Genomic DNA, 17,369 nt, shown 5'->3' on the forward strand with positions numbered 1-17,369 from the left:
TGAGTGCCCACACAGATTGTCTTGTCTAAATTTTTAAAGAACATTCACTAGAAGCCGTTGCTTCTTAGTGACTCACCCTGTTCGAGTGAGGTGCGCATTATACACTGGAAGTTTTTATTGTCAACACTTTTTGAAAATTTATTTTCTGAAGCGTTTCTTCTAAACTCCCGTCTTTACTGGCCTATAAAGGTAGTAGAGACTTACTTCAAGAGGGTTGCTGTTTTGCTTTTCCCCCGAAGCGGATGCGCATTTTAGGGAAATGAGCGCTCACGTCAACACTTATTTTAAAAAAGATGAAAAAACTGAACTAACCGTCTATTTTTCATTCAAATGTGATAATTAGTAGACAATATGGACTAATTACTAATAGGATGGGAATTCAGATCCTATAAAGTAGTAGTTCTTAAAGTAGTATTTGATCCTGCCGTTATTATACAAATGCTTAATATTAGCGATAGATATTAAGGCTTGCGTAAAGGAATACGTATAAGAATGTATATAAGCGTAAAAGACCTATGCTTTGTGTTCTTTATAAATGTATTAATACTGGTGGTGTCAGAAATTGACTACGCAATAATTATAAAGGTGGGTTTATGTTACGAACTCTTACATTGCTATCAGCAGCACTACTAGCTTCTCAAGTTAGTCACGTGGCAATGGCGCAAGACACTTCTTCTGATGAAGTTATTCAGCCATCCACTTCAGCGAGCGTAGAAAAATCCGTTGAAGAGTCGAATCGCTTTCAAACAGCCTTTCTAAAACGTCAAGTTGATCAAACCATGTCTGTAGGACGTGCAATTAGTTCTATTGCTGGTCACTACCCACAGGAAATAGTGTCTATCGTAGACATTGCACTAGATACTTATCCTGACAAATACCGAGAAATAATCTTTGCAGCCATTTCGGCGCAGCCTTCCTCAACAGAAGAAATTGTTCAGCTGGCTATAGAGAAGGAAGTGAGTAGCTGCCCTAACATCGTACAATTAGCCATTAAAGCAGAGCCTACTTATGTTGACTTTGTGGTACAGGCAGCGGCCGTGTCCACACCTGAAGAATTAGATGAGATTGTGCGCGTAGCTGTATTAACTCAACCCGATGCGGCAGATAGTATTGTACAAACATTATCTAAAGAGCATCCAAACAAAATCGTCGATATTATGACTAGTGCGCTAAATGCAGTACCTTTTGTTGGCGAATATGTAGTAGACGCACTTTTAGCCGTATTTCCTAACGAAGCGGAAACGGTAGTTGAAACAGCTGTAAGAGAGTCGGCCCAGCAGCGTGAACAAGTAATGCGTATATTAAATACTGCACAACACGCAGGCGTCTCTCAAGATAAGTTAAAAGAGTACGCTATGTCTGCCGGACTGAGCGAGGACGACGTTAATAGTGCATTAGGTAATTAAGCCCTAAAAACTAAGTTTATAAATAACGGCGTATTGATTAGCTCAGTACGCCGTTTTTTTATATCACTCTATTAGTCATGGCAAGCGGAGTTCGCCCTCCACTTTTCATAAAAAATCTGTGTTAATAACAACCTTTAACTTTCGAATGAATATAGCATAGCGGCTTCTCTATAAAGCATAAGCTCTGCTTTTAGTAAGTCGACCTTAGCTTTAATCTCTTTGATCTTCGCCTTAATTTCGTTCTGAGCTCGCGCGTTCAATACAAACATATCGCTATCACCTGCGTCAAAGCGCGTTCTTTCTACTTTAGACAACGTTTTTGCTAATGCCGCATTTTCGCTTTGCAATGCCACAATATCTTTTGCTTGCGACCAGTACACTAAGGCTTGTTCGAACCGTTGTTCAATAGCTTGCTGTGTGGATGTTAGCTTGTGTGCAAGCTCCCTTTGCTTTGACTGAAGTTGAGCACGCTCTGCTTTCGCCTTTCTGTTGCCCAATGGATAAGAAAACGACAAGCCTACTTTCGTTTCTGTACCCTCAAGCGTTTCCGAGCCCGCCCCCACATCTCTAGCAATAGACGCGGTAAGATCAAGCTTTGGTAATAATGCATTGTCAGCAAGCGCAACCTTATTTTGTACCACCTGCTGTTCCAACTTCATTACGTCTAATTCAGGGTGGTTATGCAGCGCATTGCGAAGTGATACCAGTTGTCCGTTGCCAACCCAGTAGGGCCAGCTTATTTCACTAGGCGGCTGCTCACTATTAATTGCTAACATATCGCCACTGGGTGAACGCCAGTAAAAAGATAGCATTTGCGCGTGCATGTCGCGCTTTTGTTTAAGTTCGGCCAGCGTTAAGCGCTGTTGAAGCAAATTGGCTTTAAACTCCGTAAGCACAATACTGGCTAAGTCGCCCTTCTCCACTCGAGTAACCAACGCTTTTTCACGTTCAGACGCCGTATTGAGTAATTCGGTAACCGCTTGAATTTGTGATGCACTTTCGTACCACGCAATATATTCACTTACGCCTTTGTAGACAAAGTCGTTAATCAAGCTTGTGGCTAATGCCTGCCACTGGGACGTAGCCAGCCCTGCATTACGCAATTCAGTCCTACGCTTATCTATCTCTCGATTTTGTAACAGCGACATAGCAATACCCACGCTTGCTTCGCCGCCCGAAAGCGTATCGTAATCACCCTCATAACTTGGAAAGTCTCCACCTGCTATACGGTACTCACCAAATACTGCCCCGTTAAAATCTTCAATAGGGTTTGTAAAACGTTGCGTGAGGTTCGTCCCATCGTAGTAACCCGATACCCGGCTTTTCGTTTTCTGTTCAATGAAGGGGTCGAAACTGCTTCTTGCTATTTCAAGCTCAGCAGCCGCTTGATAGTTTCCTTCGTTAATTGCCAGCACGTACGGGTGATAATTCACCATACTATTAATCAACGCTTCAATAGTTGGCGCCTGTCTAGCACTTTGAGTTTGCACTTGGTGGCTATTTTGCGTCTGCGAAAATGCGTCAGATGCACTCCCGCCCATGTGGGTAACTAAAGCAATTGCAGTAAAAAACAATCTGCGCATTACCATATTGATGCTCCTGAGCCCTTCGCTCCACCTGAAGATGGCTGCTGTGTAGGTAGCGGTGGGAAGTTATTTAACTGTCGCCACATTTCATAACCTAAACGTACTTCTTCTAATAGTACCCATGCTTTGACCCGGCTACCTAGGCGAGCAGAGCTTTCAGCTGGCCATGGAATATCTGACTCGTCAGGCTTTATCCAAACATTAAAATCGCCCGTTGCGTTGGCGACCGGCTCTACATATACCACTTCACCGCCAAAGGTTCCTATTGCGCTTCCTGGCCACCCGCTAAACTGGAAAACCGGCCAACCATCAAACTGCAGGCGTGCCTTCGCGCCAGGTTTTACTAGCGGTGCGTCTAGACCTCTTACCGTTACCCGTACACTACGCTTGGCATCGGCAGGAATGAACTGACCTAGAATATCACCTGATTTAACGAAGGTAGACACGCCCCCCGACAGCAAACGCACCACTGTGCCGTCTACCGGCGCAAACTTAGTCTGGGTAGATTGGCGAGACAACGTCATACTTACTTCGTTTATTTCAGATACCGACGCTGCAGCTTTTGCCCTTAGTTCCTGTACTTTAATTTCGGCTTGTTCCACTTCTTTACGTGACACCAGCCCCTGCTCCTGCAGTGACTTTTGCCTCGCCAAGTTGTTTTCGGCATTTCTTACCGCGGTTTCGTTGGCTTGGTTTTTCAAATTTGCAGCAGAAAGCTGAGACTGAAGCTTTTCAAGACGCTGAGCATCGATATCAATTAGCGTGACGATGGGCTCGCCCGCTTTTACCTGCTGACCTTCTCTCACATGCCACTTTTTAACCTGCCCGTCGACAAGGGCATTGATAGGCTGAGTTCTGTCTTTCGGGTCGAGTGAGTCAACCATACCTGTGCCGTAGGCGGTTTGGATCCAAGGGGTGAAGTACAGTATTAAACCAGCGGCCAGCACCAAGAAAATTATTACACCAGTAATAACGCGATGTAGCTTAGGTACTTTCAAAGCAGGCAAAGACGTAATGTTATCTAAAAAGCGACGTTCTGCGTTATTCACTTACTTGTCCTCCTTGTTATTTTTCACATCGTTCTTTTTTACATCAGCCTTTGGTGCGCTATTGGTCTGGGCATTCATAGCACTAGTACTTTCTTTTACGCTGGCAACCGGCGACTCACCGTTTGTATATTCATTTAACATGGCGGTGGCATTGTCGTGTAAGTGCAATACACCCTCGAAGCAATCTGGTATTGGCATATTGGTAAAATACATTACAGTAAAGTCGTATTTGCTTAAGCGTCTAAGCAATCGTGCCCGCAGCTCTGTGGGTATAGCATCAAAGTGCTGGTTTAATATAAGAAGTTTGGGTTTCCCAATAATGGCGGCGGCCAGTTTAAGCAGTAAGAACTCAAGCGGCTGCAAAGGCGCACCTAATACCGACACTTTAGTTTGCAAACCTTCAGGCAAGCTATCGATAACTTTCGCCATTTCCACTTCCTCAAGCGCAGCTCGAATATCGGCTATGGTAGCCTGTGGATGAGCTAGTTTTAGATAGCGCTCTATAGATACTTCAATAATTAAAGAGCGATCTAAGATAGTGACGGCTTGCCTTAGTTCATGAGTGTCGTAGTCGTTTAGGCTAAGCTCCCCCAACAATATATCGCCTGACTTAACGCGGTCGTATTGCTTTAACAAACCAAGTAATTGCTTTTGAACCCAGCTTTTGTCAGTGGTAACAAAGTATTTCGTGCCTGGTTCAAACACCACATTAAGGTTGCAGGAATCATTACCATGTTTTAACTCTACATCGTTAAAAACGAGTTTAGACGATGCCGGTATATGCTCCGAAGCATTGAGCTCTTCTTGAGGCATAGCCAAAGCCCCCCCCAACTTCTCGGCGGCACCGTACAGTTCATAATATAATTTAAGGTACTGAGTGAAACGCGACAAACCGAAGAATACGGCTGACATAACAAGCTCAGCTGCAACAAGCTGACCAATAGACAGCTCGCCTTGTACAACAAGCACACCACCTATACCTAATAATGACGCACTTGCTACGGCATACATCAGTAGGAACATAACCACCTGCGAGAAGGTGTAGTGGAAGTGGCTTTTGTGTTTCTTAACGTAGTTGCTTATGTAGCCTTCGGTGCTGCGGCCGGCGTATTCGACATGATCGGCAGATTTGAAAAACTCATGAGCGATGGCAATATCGTGTAGCCATTTCGCTGAATCATATTTAGCGTGAGAAAGTTCAATGGCGGTACGCTTAGCGCCGCGGCCCCAAATTTTCCATACCGCATACATGGTAAGTAAAAGCACTACGTTAAACGCGAACAACGCCGGGTGGTAAAAGGATACCAAAGTGAAGCCCACCAGCATTTGTAATACCAATGCGAAACCGTCGATCATGAGAGAAGGCATATTCTTTTGAAACGTCATAATGTCGAAATAACGCTGCGTAATGCTCACGTTCTGGCGACCTTCAAAAAAACTATGCGGGGCAAGGATGGTTTTAAGCCCTAAGTCGGCGGTAAGACGCGCGTAAACCTTACGCTCATAAAATTCCATAACGCGCATACGAAGGGCGCTGAATACACCTGATATAAACAGAGTAAGGAAAAGAATGACGGCCAGTATGATGACTGCTCGGGTAGAGCCAATATTGGCGATACTATTAATTAGCGTTTGTACGGCAATAGGTACTGCCAGTGTCATCAAACTGATTGCCACGCCATAAGCGATAGCAACCCAAAAAAAGCCAGCCTCAGGTCTTAGTAACGAAAAAAGTGTTTTTCGCGTTTTACGTAAATCTATTGGTTTAGCCATAGTTATGTCTTCAATATACCGCTAGCTTGGAAAAATCAGTCACGCGTTGTTTACCGAATCTATGAAACAACACTTATAGTGTATTTCAATGGTTAGTTAGAATAAATCTGTTATATTCTTAATAGTTCATCGAAAATAATTGTTATTATGAATAATGGGGTCAGAGTACTTTTTATCGCCGCTCTATTATTTAATAGTATTTAGCGTCTTAATTAAGTATGCATCACCTAAACTACCATCACCTCTATTATTTTTATCTTGTGGCCCGCGAAGGCAGCATTGCCAAAGCCGCTAAGTTACTCCACGTTACCCCGCAAACGGTAAGCGGGCAACTCAGCACATTTGAAAGTCAGCTGGGCTATTCGTTATTCGACAGAATAAACAAACGGCTGTACCTAAACGCACGGGGTAAAGTAAGTTATCAGTATGCCAGTGAAATATTTCACAAGGGTAACCAACTGGCTGAAATACTTAACAATAACGATGAAGTGAATACGAAAGAATTCGTCATAGGTATTACAAATGGCATTCCAAAAGTGCTTTTTTACGATTTTGTGCACGATACCATGCGCAAATTCTCGCAGGTGAAGTACGTCATTAAGGAAGATAGCTTTGATGGTTTATTAAAGGAACTCGCCATTAACGCTATTGACTTTATCGTGGCAGACAGAGGTATTGCGCCTGGCACACAAATTAGTGCAAATAGCTTTTTCCTAGGGGAAAGTTCTTTGAGCTTTTTTGCTAAATCCCCCCTGGGAGAAGGTTTACAGTTCCCCGACTGTTTGAATCAAATGCCGCTGCTTATTCAAGGTAATACCTCTGGAATACGACAAGCGCTGACGAGCTGGCTTGAAACCGAGCAGCTTTACCCCAAAATTGTTGCCGAGTTCGATGATACCGCGCTGCTGAAGTTATTCGGCAGCGAGGACTTCGGCGTATTCTGCGCACCTTCTGCTATTTCGAAGCACGTTGAAGAACAGTATGGCGTGCACTGTATTGGTAACGCCAATACCCTTAATGAAAGATACTACGCCATTACTGGTAAAAGCCGTGCCGACTACACAATTAGTGAGGCAATCGTGGGATCGGCTCGCGAAATTTTAGCGTGACGCTCTGAGTTATGGGGTCAGAGTCGGGACTCTGACCCCAATGCTTCATATAGTCGCGTTTTAAACTGTTCTGAGCCAAGCGCCTTACCTATTTGACTGTATGTTCGAATACGCTCTATATCTTTATTTGAAAGTTCGTCATGAAAAAGTGCGCTGTAAGACTTTTGCCGTGCTTCAGGATCTGTGCCTAATGATGTATATATTGGGTGCTCAGTGCATAATGAGGTGTGAACACCACGTGCATTGCGATGATAGCTTGACCACTTATAATTAGCTGGGTGTTTCGCCAGGCCAGCTCTTACTGGATTGAGCTCAATGTAGCGTGACACAATCATTAGGTATTTCTCTGAATCCACTACACAGGATCGAAAACGCCCTTCCCATAATGTTCCGGTACGATCATATTTTGCATTAAATCTTCTTACATACATTCGACCGATTGACTGCATCATTGCACTTACCCCCCTATTATCTTCTTGAGGTGTGCAAAGTAAATGCACATGATTTGTCATCAATACCCAGGCATGTATATGTATATTAAACTTTTTCGCGTAGACATTGAGCCATTTTACGTAAGCAATAAAGTCCGTTTCACTTAGAAAGCAATTAGAACGATTATTGCCGCGTTGAATAACATGTACAGGGAAACCTGCTGGGGAAATCCTTCTCCTTCTTGCCATACTATAGCTCCGATTAGTCGTTATTACTTATCGATGATAAGTGGACTTTTGCGGAGTACAATCCTGTACCTAAAAAATCAGGCTCAAAGTTCAGCAATGAAGTTGTTGGAGTCAGTGGAGCACTGGGGTCAGAGTCATGACTCTGACCCCAATGCTTACTGCATGTTACGCTGCAACGCCATCATTTATGTTTTGCGAGTAGAAACTTAGCGTGAGTATTTTTTCTAATATGTAGCGTAGCGCATCATTTATAGGCATAAGCTTATCGCCTAACTCGTAATCCAGTTGCGCCAGCTTTTGTCTACCTTCAGCAATCATTGGTGGTTTGCTGTTTGATATAGACATGGGGTCAGAGTTGTTACTCTGACCCCATGCTGGCTGTATAGCGATAAGCGCAGCCGCATATTTTTCAGGTACAGCTTGCTTTATTGGTTTGCATACCGAAAGCGTTGCTTCGCCTGACTTTGTTTTATAGCCTGCCGCACCAAACATACGACAAATCCCGGGGCGGTATTCGTAAATTCCGCAATAACCTTCTGTACCGTCTAAACTCAAACGTTGATATTGCTTGCATGCAAAACCGCTATAACTTTGAAGTTCATCGAATACTTGTTCGGCTTGCCCTGTGTCAAACAAATGCAAGGCAAATGGCAGCATTTCTAAAGGCGACACTTCAATATCGGGTTTATTGCAACATGCGCCGCATTTCTCAACACAGCTTAATGACTGACTTGATTGAAATGCGCTGAACTCTTGAGAAAGAGATTGGTAAACATCCATCACTTGGCTGGAAAGCTCACGCAGCCTATTCATAACGACTCCGCTAATAAAAGCAAACTAAAACGAAACGAGGTTCACGCTGTGTTAAACGGTAGGTAGCATGAACTCAACACTTTGTTTACTGGTTTTAGTAACCAGTGAACAGATAGCACTGGAGGCAGAAATGTACTCTGACTTAATATTTTAAAGCATGCCTCTTCCCCGCCGGGTGTGAGTAAGCTTGAGGCTTAATGGCAGGGGTTGAATTGGCGCGGATTTTATTTTGATTTTTGATGTTTGGGAAGTTTTTTGTGAAAGCTCTTTGATGATAAGCACAATACAGCGATATGGGACACAGTAGGGACAAAAGATATGTATGGCTTGTAACGAAAAAAATTTTAGTCGATAACCGTTTTTAAAATGGTGGATGAACACTTTCACGCTTACGGGGTTAGATTGATTAACGCTTTAAACTGATAGTTGCGTGGGTATTTTGGTAATCTAAATATGTTAGCGCTAGCTTTGGTGAGCTAGCGCCATTGCTTAGCTAAACTATCGAGTAATCAACTTCGAAGAAAAAGACACAGAAATGTCAGGCGTATTCAAGCTACCTACGTCTGTATTTTCCCAAAATTCAGGGTATTGCTCTTCTAGATTCAATTTAAAGGTGAAACTTAAACGAGGAAGAATGTTAAACACAAGATTTTCGTTAAAGTCATCTGTGTAATCTACTTTGTTAGATTGCATTTCAAGTGTTGCAACAATACCTTCTTGCTTAGAGCCCAATAATTTCCAGGTATATTCTCTGTTGAAAACAAACGCATTATTCTCGCGTAACCCGACGATGTTGACCTCGTTGCTATCCATAGTCCACTGGAAGTTATAAAGCTCACCATCTCCTACAAAATATGACTCTTCAAAAGCAGAATAGACTCTGCCTGCGGTACCGTCAGGTTCAAAGTAATAGCCAAATACATCGTCGAACAATGGAGTTCCGTCTACGAATAGTGCTTCGTTATAAGAAAACATCCAGATGTTGGGCAATGAACTCTCTATGCTGAAATCTTCGGCCAACGCATAGTCTATGGCGTGCATATCACCAGTATATTTAATAGCTACACCATCGTTATCTAACTCATAAAGCGCCAGCACAAAATCATTCTGCGCTTTGAATGGTGTAACTGAAAATGACATTCCTTCCAATTCAATTTCGATAACACCATCATTTAACTGCCATGTACCTTGCGCATCATAAACGAGAGACACGAAAGTATTATCTTCTTTGAATGTAAACTGGTCGTTTAAAATACCAACCTCGGTACGCTCGTCTTCATTTAAGTACTCTTTATCAAACGTGTAACTTCCCTGATAAGCAAACACCCAAGGTGATGCTAGCAAATCCTCTTCGGTTACGGTAAACGTAGATGCAGTAGTGTTGCTGTACTTAACATTACTGGTAGTTTCGTACGTGGTAGTAAACGTAGGTTTATCTTGAATGTCATCCATCGGTGTGAGGGAAAGCTCAGTAGTAGTTGTTAACACAGCAAGTGCGTGCCCGCCAGCCTGTGTTAGCAAGTCCATACGTTCGGTTGTTACGGTTCGCTCCGTTTCCCAATATCGAATGTCATACTCATAGGCATAATCAGATATCTCGTAGACTGTTTGTTCATCAAACCGACTATAAATTTCTTCATCAAGAAACACAAAGTTTGCACTGAGCGACTGATCAAGCTGGTCAATAACTAGGTTTCCGTCTACAACACTCCACTCAAATTCATCCGAATAAATATTGAATGCATTTTCCGCAGACGTTTTTGCGCCGCTACCGTCTACGTTGAACGTATACGCTGTCATGCCCTTGCCAGCTTGCTGCTCTGAGTGGTAGTAAGTCGCAAAAACTGCATCCGCAATATCAGCATTTACATAATTTTGCTGTAACGTTTCATCTTCAAGGGTTTCTGCTCGGGCAGCATTAATTGCCTCTATATAAGCCTCGTCATACGTACCGTCTTCGTTTAACAGTCCCATGCTATCAACATACTTTCGGATGGTGCTTAGCGCATCGACTAGGCTTCCAGTAAAGAACGACAAAGTGCTCATACCTTCAGGAACCGGGAACTCGCTATTATCAGCAAGGACTTTAATAAAGCTGGCCAAGCCTAGAACCTTATCGAAGTCTACTTCACTTGCGAATGTATCAAAGCTCCCCTCTCCGCCGTTCTCTTTATACTCTGTATAAAGCACATCCATTGCCGTGCTTAAATGAGTTATCTTGCCTGCAGGAAATAGGTCGCTCGTAAGTTCATCGGTATTATTTTCGATGCTAAGGTTACGCATCGTAATAAAGTCACCTACTCGCGATGAGAGCGTTACGTGAGCTTGCTCTCCCGTTCCCACAGCATTAAGCGTTAAATCGCCGGGCGCAGCGCTTACCGTAATAGGAAGCGTGAAACGTCCATCCGCGCCGGCCTGCGCAGTAGCAATTACATTTCCGCCTATATCAAGCGCTGTCACTTCTGCATTGGCTAAAGGCGCATCGGTTGCAATACTTGAAATTGAAACAGACTGTTGATTAGTGATAGTAACCGTTGAACTTACTGTGTTTTCACCATCAGTTACGTCATAAGAAAAACTGACTTCGCCCATCGCAACCGTTGTAGGCGTATAAACAATTTCATTATTGATGATAGCGACTTCACCCACATCTGGCGTGCCAACTGCAGACACAGTCAGTGCATCACCTTCAGGATCGGTATCATTAGCAAGTACATCAATGGAAACAGCGTCACCATTTAGTGTTACCGCGGAATCGGCGGTAAGTATTGGCGCTTCATTGGTGTCGTCGGAGCTGCCACAGGCAGCAAGAAGAGTTGCACTAACGGCAATAGCAATAATGCTTTTATTCATTTCGAACGTCCCTATTCTGTTTTTGGTTAGTTATTATGCCTTTGAACTAGACGATACCCCATGTCTGCGTAAAAATTAAGAAATTATTTAAGAAAATAGTTATATCTTCTGCAGCTTATGCTCCATGTAGTGAATAATTTTGAAATGTTTTTATCTCTTACATAACCCAGTATACTGAACAAAGAAATATTACTATTAAATCAAGGAACGCTAGTGAAGCCAGTTATTCTTGCAGGCGGTACTGGAAGCCGCTTATGGCCAAAGTCACGTGCTGCTTTACCTAAACAATTTTTGTCACTTACTTCTGACAAAACTATGATTCAAGACACTGTGCTGAGACTCGAGGGAATCGAATCATTGCCACCGTCTATAATTTGTAATGAAGAGCACCGCTTCCTAGTTGCTGAGCAAATGCGTCAGATCAGTATCGATAACAGCGATATACTTTTAGAGCCAGTGGGAAGAAATACAGCTCCAGCTATAGCACTGGCAGCATTTCAAGCTATGGAAGGAGGCGACGATCCAATTCTTCTAGTTTTGGCGGCTGATCACTTAATTCAAGATAGCGATGCATTTCAGTCGAAGATAAAAGAAGCTCAGGCTTTAGCTGAACAAGGTAAGTTAGTTACATTCGGTATTGTCCCTACCCAGCCTCATACGGGCTATGGTTATATTAAAGCTGGCAACAAACTAAATATTGGCTTCGATGTGAGTGAGTTTGTTGAAAAACCTGATATGCCTACCGCTACCGAATACGTTAATTCAGGGGAATACTTCTGGAATAGCGGTATGTTCATGTTTAAGGCGAGTGCCTTCTTAAAAGCGCTTGAAGCTCACGCACCAGATATATACACAATCTGTAAAAAAGCTATCGAGAAAACAGAAAAAGATCTCGACTTTGTTCGAATAGACGAAGCAATCTTTGCCTCATGTCCAAGTGACTCTATCGACTATGCAGTAATGGAAAAAACATCAGAAGCCGCCATGGTAACACTAGATGCGGGTTGGTCCGATGTTGGTAGCTGGTCATCTTTGTGGGAAACCGGTGACAAAGACGAAAATGGCAATGTCACAACTGGCGATACGTTACTAGAAGGAACCAAAAACAGCTACGTAAATACCGAGCATAGCTTAGTTGCGGTGATTGGCTTGGAAGACGTAGTAGTAGTTGAAACAAAAGACGCTGTTATGGTGGCAAATAAAAAAGATGCCGAGCATATCAAAACAGTAGTAAACAAGCTTAAAGCTGAGAAGCGCCCAGAGTTTGAGTTTCATCGTGAAGTATTTAGACCTTGGGGAAGTTACGATTCAATTGATAATGGCGAGCGATTTAAAGTAAAGCGCATTACCGTAAAGCCAGGCGAAAAGTTATCTGTTCAAATGCATCATCATAGAGCAGAACATTGGGTTGTGGTATCAGGCACAGCTAACGTCACTATTGGTGAGGAAGTCCAGATGCTAACTGAGAATGAGTCGGTCTACATTCCTATTGGTGCGGTGCACGCCCTAGAAAACCCGGGTAAAATTCCACTAGAACTTATTGAAGTTCAATCAGGAGCCTATCTTGGCGAAGACGACATCGTTCGTTTCTCAGATAGATATGGGCGCTCAGACAAGTAAACGAACAAAACTATGTGCACATAAAACTGAAAAGGGGCCGAGCTTAAAAGCTTTGCCCCTTTTTTGTTTATAGAGCCAGGTGGTTTACTCTGACCCCACAAATCTTAAATTAATCAGCGTTGAACAAATCGCGGCTGTATACTTTATCAAGTACGTCCTCGATATCGCCTGTTACGCGGTTAGCGACTATAACGTCAGAGATTTTCTTAAACTCAACCAAATCGTTCACTACGCGCGAGTTAAAGAAGTCTTCTTCTTTAAGTACAGGCTCATAAACTACCACCTCAATACCTTTCGCTTTAATTCGCTTCATGATGCCTTGAATTGCACTTGCGCGGAAGTTGTCCGAACCCGACTTCATGATAAGGCGATAGATGCCCACAATTTTAGGCTTACGGCTTACAATTGAATCAGCAATGAAATCCTTGCGCGTGCGGTTTGCATCAACAATAGCCTGAATCATGTTATTTGGAACGTCACTATAGTTCGCAAGTAATTGCTTAGTGTCTTTTGGTAAGCAGTAACCACCGTAACCAAAGCTTGGGTTGTTATAGTGGTTACCAATGCGAGGATCTAAGCTAACGCCTTCGATGATTTGTTTTGAATCTAATCCATGGCTCTCTGCATAGCTATCAAGTTCATTGAAGTAAGCAACACGCATCGCTAAATAGGTGTTAGCGAAAAGCTTAATGGCTTCCGCTTCCGTACTATCAGTAAATAGCACATCAATTTCTTCTTTAATTGCACCTTGCTGAAGCAGTTTAGCAAATATCTCAGCTCGCTCAGTTCGCTCACCAACAATGATACGGCTAGGGTAAAGATTGTCGTAAAGCGCCTTGCCTTCACGCAAAAACTCAGGAGAAAAGATAATGTTGTCAGAACCAAAGCGCGCTTTTGCATCTCTAGTAAAGCCAACCGGTACTGTAGACTTTACTATCATCACGGCATCAGGGTTAATTTCCATTACTGTTTTAATAACCGCTTCTACACTACCCGTATTGAAGTAGTTGGTTTGTGGGTCGTAGTCAGTAGGCGTAGCGATAACCACATAATCAGCATCTTTATACGCTTCTTGCGCATCAAGCGTTGCTACAAGGTTTAACTCTTTTGTCGTTAAGTATTCTGAAATCTCTTTGTCTTCAATCGGAGACTTTTTATTGTTCAGCATTTCGACTTTTTCAGGGACCAAGTCAACTGCTTTCACTTCATTGTGTTGTGCAAGTAGCACTGCATTTGACAAACCTACGTAACCCGTACCAGCTACTGCTATTTTGTACTTTGCTAGCGTACTATCCATTTATAACTTCTCCAACCTTATTAACTATCAACGATAGAAACAATTACTAAAATACTTGCGCTATATTGCCAGAGTTTTTTGAAAATCTCATGAACAATGCATCATAAAAGTGCTTAAATTGATATATTCCTCGTGACCTTGTGCATTTCGACTCAAAACAAAGACGTCCTATATGAATCTTTAGTGCTCTGTTGCGTTACATTTACTGAAGCAACAATCACACCACCTAGAATTCTGTGTTCGAAAACAAAAAACAGCGAACTTGTAAGAAAAGAGGTCCGCTTATTTAGCTGAAGTGTATCAATTATGGCTTCAGGACACTCTCTTCAATTCAACGGCACTCTTAATTGAAAAGTTCTCGCGCTTTAGCGTTAAATTTGGATTGTAAGCAGGATCGTCTTTAATAAACGTACTCCATGTAGTTTGCAAATACGCTAACTCCCGATTAAAACGTGCTGCTTTTTCAGGGGAAATGTCTAACCCTCTGCTAACTGATTCATGATGGAAGAGTTCTGCTTCTGCGCAGTAAACATTATTAACACCTAAGCCTTTAACCTTAAGGCAAAAGTCAACATCGTTAAAGGCCACTGCAAGGTCCTTTTCATTTAAACCGTTTACGGCATCAAAATGTGTGCGTTTCACTAATAAACAAGCTGCCGTGACCGAACTGTAGTTATTTGTTGCAATAATTCTCTTTAAGTACCCAGTATGAAAGCGAGGAAAGTTTTTATGCGCGTGTCCTGCGCCACCGCCATAGCCTAAAACCACACCAGCGTGTTGTATCCTTGTATCAGAATAAAGCAACTTTGCACCAACACAGCCAACGTCTTCGCGCTCTGCATGACCAACCATATATGTCAGCCATTCCGGCGATATAACCTCAATATCATTGTTGATTAGCCCAAGAATGGAACCTTTAGCATGCTTAACGCCGAAGTTATTGATCGCTGAATAATTAAAAGGTGCCGGATACTTAAGAACCTTCACTTTTTCCAGCGTATCCAAATAGCTAAAATACTCAATACTTTCTTGCTCGTCAGAGCCGTTATCAATGAGCAGTATCTCGTAATTTTGGTAGGTTGTTTTTTCTAAAATCGATTCGATGCACGCTTTAACCAATGCTTTCCCATTTTTCGTTGGAATGATTAAGCTGACAAATGGATTTTTATTGGGCCAGCAAAGTCGATTAACGTTAAACTTTTCATCTAAGTCGACTACAGCACTAGTGTGCTCTTCTATCATTTTTTTTACGCGTTTAAGCGTAGTAAGCCCGTTCTCTTTTATTAATGAAAGATGCACCAACGGCAACGGCAAATGATTAATCGACAAGTCCTTTTTGGTTAAGGAGAGCGCTGTAATTAGCTCGGCGATTGACGTTTGCTTTGAAATTTGTAGCGACTTCAGCAACGCAGTTTTAAGCATTACACCACTATTGATATAGGCCGTAGAGTATTGAAGATCAGGGTTCCAACTTGGTAGGAACCTTGGTGATGATTTAACCCGATTGTCATTCAGTTCATCAGTATCACAGTAAGCTAAGTCGTTATCTTTTAGTGCTTCAAATAAGTGACGGATAGCGGAGTTTTCCACAAGGTCACCACCATTTAGCAATAGTGTAGGCAACTGGTCATTCATTAGTGAAATTTGCTCGTTCAATACACCTGTATCCATTTCGCCTGTTATCAAGCAAGCTTGCGCACCGAGTTCCTTAGTATTTTTTTCAGTCACGCCGTGGGGGTCACTACCGAATATCACTGCTTGCCATCCACTTATTTTAGCTGTTGAATTCGAGAAAGCAGATTCATTTACATCAAGCCAATGATTGTATAAAGCCTGAGTTTGTTTGGGCGTTGGAGCATCGAAAAATAAACCAGACTTTCTTACCGACCTCACATACAAACCGGTTAAACGTTCGTTTTGTTTTAACTTGTCTTTCAAGTTTTTAGGAATAAGTTGGAGGGCTGCGCGCACAGAACGCATAACTAGCTTTTTCATGTAAACAGTGTAGAGCCTTTTAAATTAAGAAAGCCGCTTTATATAAAAGCGGCTTTCTAGTTTAACACTTGTAAACGTGTATGGGTATTAACTAGCCGTACCCAAGCGTTCACCTTGATAGCTGCCATCTAATACCGCTTTCCACCAGCCTTCGTTTGCTAAATACCACTCTACGGTTTTACGAATACCGCTTTCGAACGTTTCCTGTGGCTTCCAGCCGAGCTCACGCTCAATTTTACTGGCATCAATGGCATAGCGCATGTCGTGGCCTGGGCGGTCTTGTACGTAAGTAATTTGCTCAGCGTATTTGCTATCTTTTGGCTTTACTTCATCCAAAATTGAGCAAATGGTTTGCACCACTTCTATGTTCGGCTTTTCGTTATGCCCGCCAATATTATAGGTCTCACCTATCTCACCGTTTAGGGCAACTACGACCAATGCACGTGCATGGTCCTCAACATACAACCAGTCACGAATTTGGTTCCCCTTGCCATACACAGGCAACGGCTTACCAGCAAGCGCATTTAGAATAACCAACGGAATCAGCTTCTCTGGGAAGTGATACGGGCCGTAGTTATTCGAACAGTTTGTGACTAGTGTGGGTAGCTTGTACGTTCGAAGCCACGAACGCACTAACTGGTCGGAACTCGCTTTACTTGCCGAGTACGGCGAACTAGGTGCATAAGGTGTTGTTTCAGTAAACAATGGAAGCGCTGTTCCTGGCTCAAATTCATCAGGGTGAGGAAGGTCGCCGTATACTTCATCAGTAGAAATATGATGGAACTTAAAGCCTGCTTTTTTATCGTCCTCGAGTGCTGACCAATAGGCTCTTGCTTGCTCAAGTAATGAATAGGTACCCACTACGTTGGTTTGAATAAACTCGCCCGGACCATCGATAGAACGGTCTACGTGAGATTCTGCAGCCAAGTGCATAATGATATCTGGCTGGTGCGTATTGAAAACACGCTTTACTTCTTCAGCATCACAAATATCAACTTGCTCAAAGCTGTAGCGCTCGCTATCTGAAACTGACGTTAACGACTCTAAGTTACCTGCGTAGGTTAACTTGTCTAGATTGACTACCATATGGTCGGTATCGTTTATAAGATGGCGAACTACTGCAGAGCCAATAAAACCTGCGCCACCTGTTACTAAAATTGTTTTACTCATTTTCTTTTTACCAAAAAA

Annotated in this window: 12 protein-coding genes; 3 read left to right on the plus strand and 9 right to left on the minus strand. The window is 42.7% G+C overall.

Features of this window, described 5'->3' with window-relative positions; all coding sequences use genetic code 11:
• The first annotated feature begins 593 nt into the window (after positions 1-593).
• Positions 594-1,406 (plus strand): hypothetical protein, encoded by an 813-nt coding sequence (locus tag AC27KT_RS16745; RefSeq protein WP_487131856.1) that lies wholly within the window; start codon positions 594-596, stop codon positions 1,404-1,406.
• A gap of 134 nt (positions 1,407-1,540) precedes the next feature.
• Here AC27KT_RS16745 and AC27KT_RS16750 read toward each other — a convergent pair whose 3' ends face one another.
• Genes AC27KT_RS16750 through AC27KT_RS16760 form a run of 3 tightly spaced genes read right to left on the minus strand, consistent with a single transcriptional unit; the run spans position 1,541 to position 5,814 of the window.
• Positions 1,541-2,995 (minus strand): TolC family protein, encoded by a 1,455-nt coding sequence (locus AC27KT_RS16750; protein ID WP_487131858.1) that lies wholly within the window; start codon positions 2,993-2,995, stop codon positions 1,541-1,543.
• Entirely contained in the window at positions 2,989-4,041 is a 1,053-nt protein-coding gene (locus tag AC27KT_RS16755; RefSeq protein ID WP_039222081.1) for an HlyD family secretion protein, read from the minus strand. The genes AC27KT_RS16750 and AC27KT_RS16755 overlap by 7 nt, the downstream gene beginning before the upstream one ends.
• Entirely contained in the window at positions 4,042-5,814 is a 1,773-nt protein-coding gene (locus tag AC27KT_RS16760) for an ABC transporter transmembrane domain-containing protein (RefSeq protein WP_487131860.1), read from the minus strand. It lies immediately after the preceding gene.
• Between the two features lie 218 nt (positions 5,815-6,032).
• Between AC27KT_RS16760 and AC27KT_RS16765 the strand changes: the two genes are divergently transcribed.
• The gene (locus AC27KT_RS16765; protein ID WP_487131862.1) at positions 6,033-6,923 is read left to right on the plus strand and encodes a LysR family transcriptional regulator; all 891 of its coding nucleotides are present in this window, start codon (positions 6,033-6,035) and stop codon (positions 6,921-6,923) included.
• A gap of 17 nt (positions 6,924-6,940) precedes the next feature.
• Here AC27KT_RS16765 and AC27KT_RS16770 read toward each other — a convergent pair whose 3' ends face one another.
• From AC27KT_RS16770 to AC27KT_RS16780, 3 genes are all read right to left on the minus strand, one after another.
• Positions 6,941-7,603 carry a transposase gene (locus AC27KT_RS16770; RefSeq protein ID WP_487131864.1) on the minus strand — a complete coding sequence of 221 codons (663 nt, stop codon included), beginning with the start codon at positions 7,601-7,603 and terminating at the stop codon, positions 6,941-6,943.
• A gap of 165 nt (positions 7,604-7,768) precedes the next feature.
• Positions 7,769-8,416 carry a YkgJ family cysteine cluster protein gene (locus AC27KT_RS16775; RefSeq protein WP_487131866.1) on the minus strand — a complete coding sequence of 216 codons (648 nt, stop codon included), beginning with the start codon at positions 8,414-8,416 and terminating at the stop codon, positions 7,769-7,771.
• Positions 8,417-8,914: 498 nt separating this feature from the next.
• A complete protein-coding gene (locus AC27KT_RS16780; RefSeq protein ID WP_487131868.1) occupies positions 8,915-11,269 on the minus strand; it encodes an Ig-like domain-containing protein in 2,355 nt (784 codons plus the stop codon).
• Between the two features lie 213 nt (positions 11,270-11,482).
• Here AC27KT_RS16780 and AC27KT_RS16785 point away from each other — a divergent pair, with 213 nt between their 5' ends.
• On the plus strand, positions 11,483-12,889 hold the full coding sequence (locus tag AC27KT_RS16785; protein ID WP_487131870.1) for a mannose-1-phosphate guanylyltransferase/mannose-6-phosphate isomerase: 1,407 nt from the start codon (positions 11,483-11,485) through the stop codon (positions 12,887-12,889).
• 109 nt (positions 12,890-12,998) lie between these two features.
• Here AC27KT_RS16785 and AC27KT_RS16790 read toward each other — a convergent pair whose 3' ends face one another.
• From AC27KT_RS16790 to rfbB, 3 genes are all read right to left on the minus strand, one after another.
• Positions 12,999-14,186 (minus strand): nucleotide sugar dehydrogenase, encoded by a 1,188-nt coding sequence (locus AC27KT_RS16790; RefSeq protein WP_487131872.1) that lies wholly within the window; start codon positions 14,184-14,186, stop codon positions 12,999-13,001.
• Between the two features lie 312 nt (positions 14,187-14,498).
• Positions 14,499-16,181, minus strand: coding sequence for a glycosyltransferase family 2 protein (locus tag AC27KT_RS16795; RefSeq protein ID WP_487131874.1), 1,683 nt, complete (start codon positions 16,179-16,181; stop codon positions 14,499-14,501).
• 87 nt (positions 16,182-16,268) lie between these two features.
• The gene (rfbB, locus tag AC27KT_RS16800; RefSeq protein WP_487131876.1) at positions 16,269-17,351 is read right to left on the minus strand and encodes a dTDP-glucose 4,6-dehydratase; all 1,083 of its coding nucleotides are present in this window, start codon (positions 17,349-17,351) and stop codon (positions 16,269-16,271) included.
• Between the last annotated feature and the right edge of the window lie 18 nt (positions 17,352-17,369).

It is taken from the genome of Alteromonas sp. 5NW40-0090, assembly GCF_057552975.1.

Coding starts and splice junctions, on each gene's coding strand:
- AC27KT_RS16780 (WP_487131868.1), bottom strand. CDS start 11,269: ATGAATAAAAGCATTATTGCTATTGCCGTTAGTGCAACTCTTCTTGCT.
- rfbB (WP_487131876.1), bottom strand. CDS start 17,351: ATGAGTAAAACAATTTTAGTAACAGGTGGCGCAGGTTTTATTGGCTCT.
- AC27KT_RS16765 (WP_487131862.1), top strand. CDS start 6,033: ATGCATCACCTAAACTACCATCACCTCTATTATTTTTATCTTGTGGCC.
- AC27KT_RS16760 (WP_487131860.1), bottom strand. CDS start 5,814: ATGGCTAAACCAATAGATTTACGTAAAACGCGAAAAACACTTTTTTCG.
- AC27KT_RS16745 (WP_487131856.1), top strand. CDS start 594: ATGTTACGAACTCTTACATTGCTATCAGCAGCACTACTAGCTTCTCAA.
- AC27KT_RS16750 (WP_487131858.1), bottom strand. CDS start 2,995: ATGGTAATGCGCAGATTGTTTTTTACTGCAATTGCTTTAGTTACCCAC.
- AC27KT_RS16770 (WP_487131864.1), bottom strand. CDS start 7,603: ATGGCAAGAAGGAGAAGGATTTCCCCAGCAGGTTTCCCTGTACATGTT.
- AC27KT_RS16795 (WP_487131874.1), bottom strand. CDS start 16,181: ATGAAAAAGCTAGTTATGCGTTCTGTGCGCGCAGCCCTCCAACTTATT.
- AC27KT_RS16775 (WP_487131866.1), bottom strand. CDS start 8,416: ATGAATAGGCTGCGTGAGCTTTCCAGCCAAGTGATGGATGTTTACCAA.
- AC27KT_RS16790 (WP_487131872.1), bottom strand. CDS start 14,186: ATGGATAGTACGCTAGCAAAGTACAAAATAGCAGTAGCTGGTACGGGT.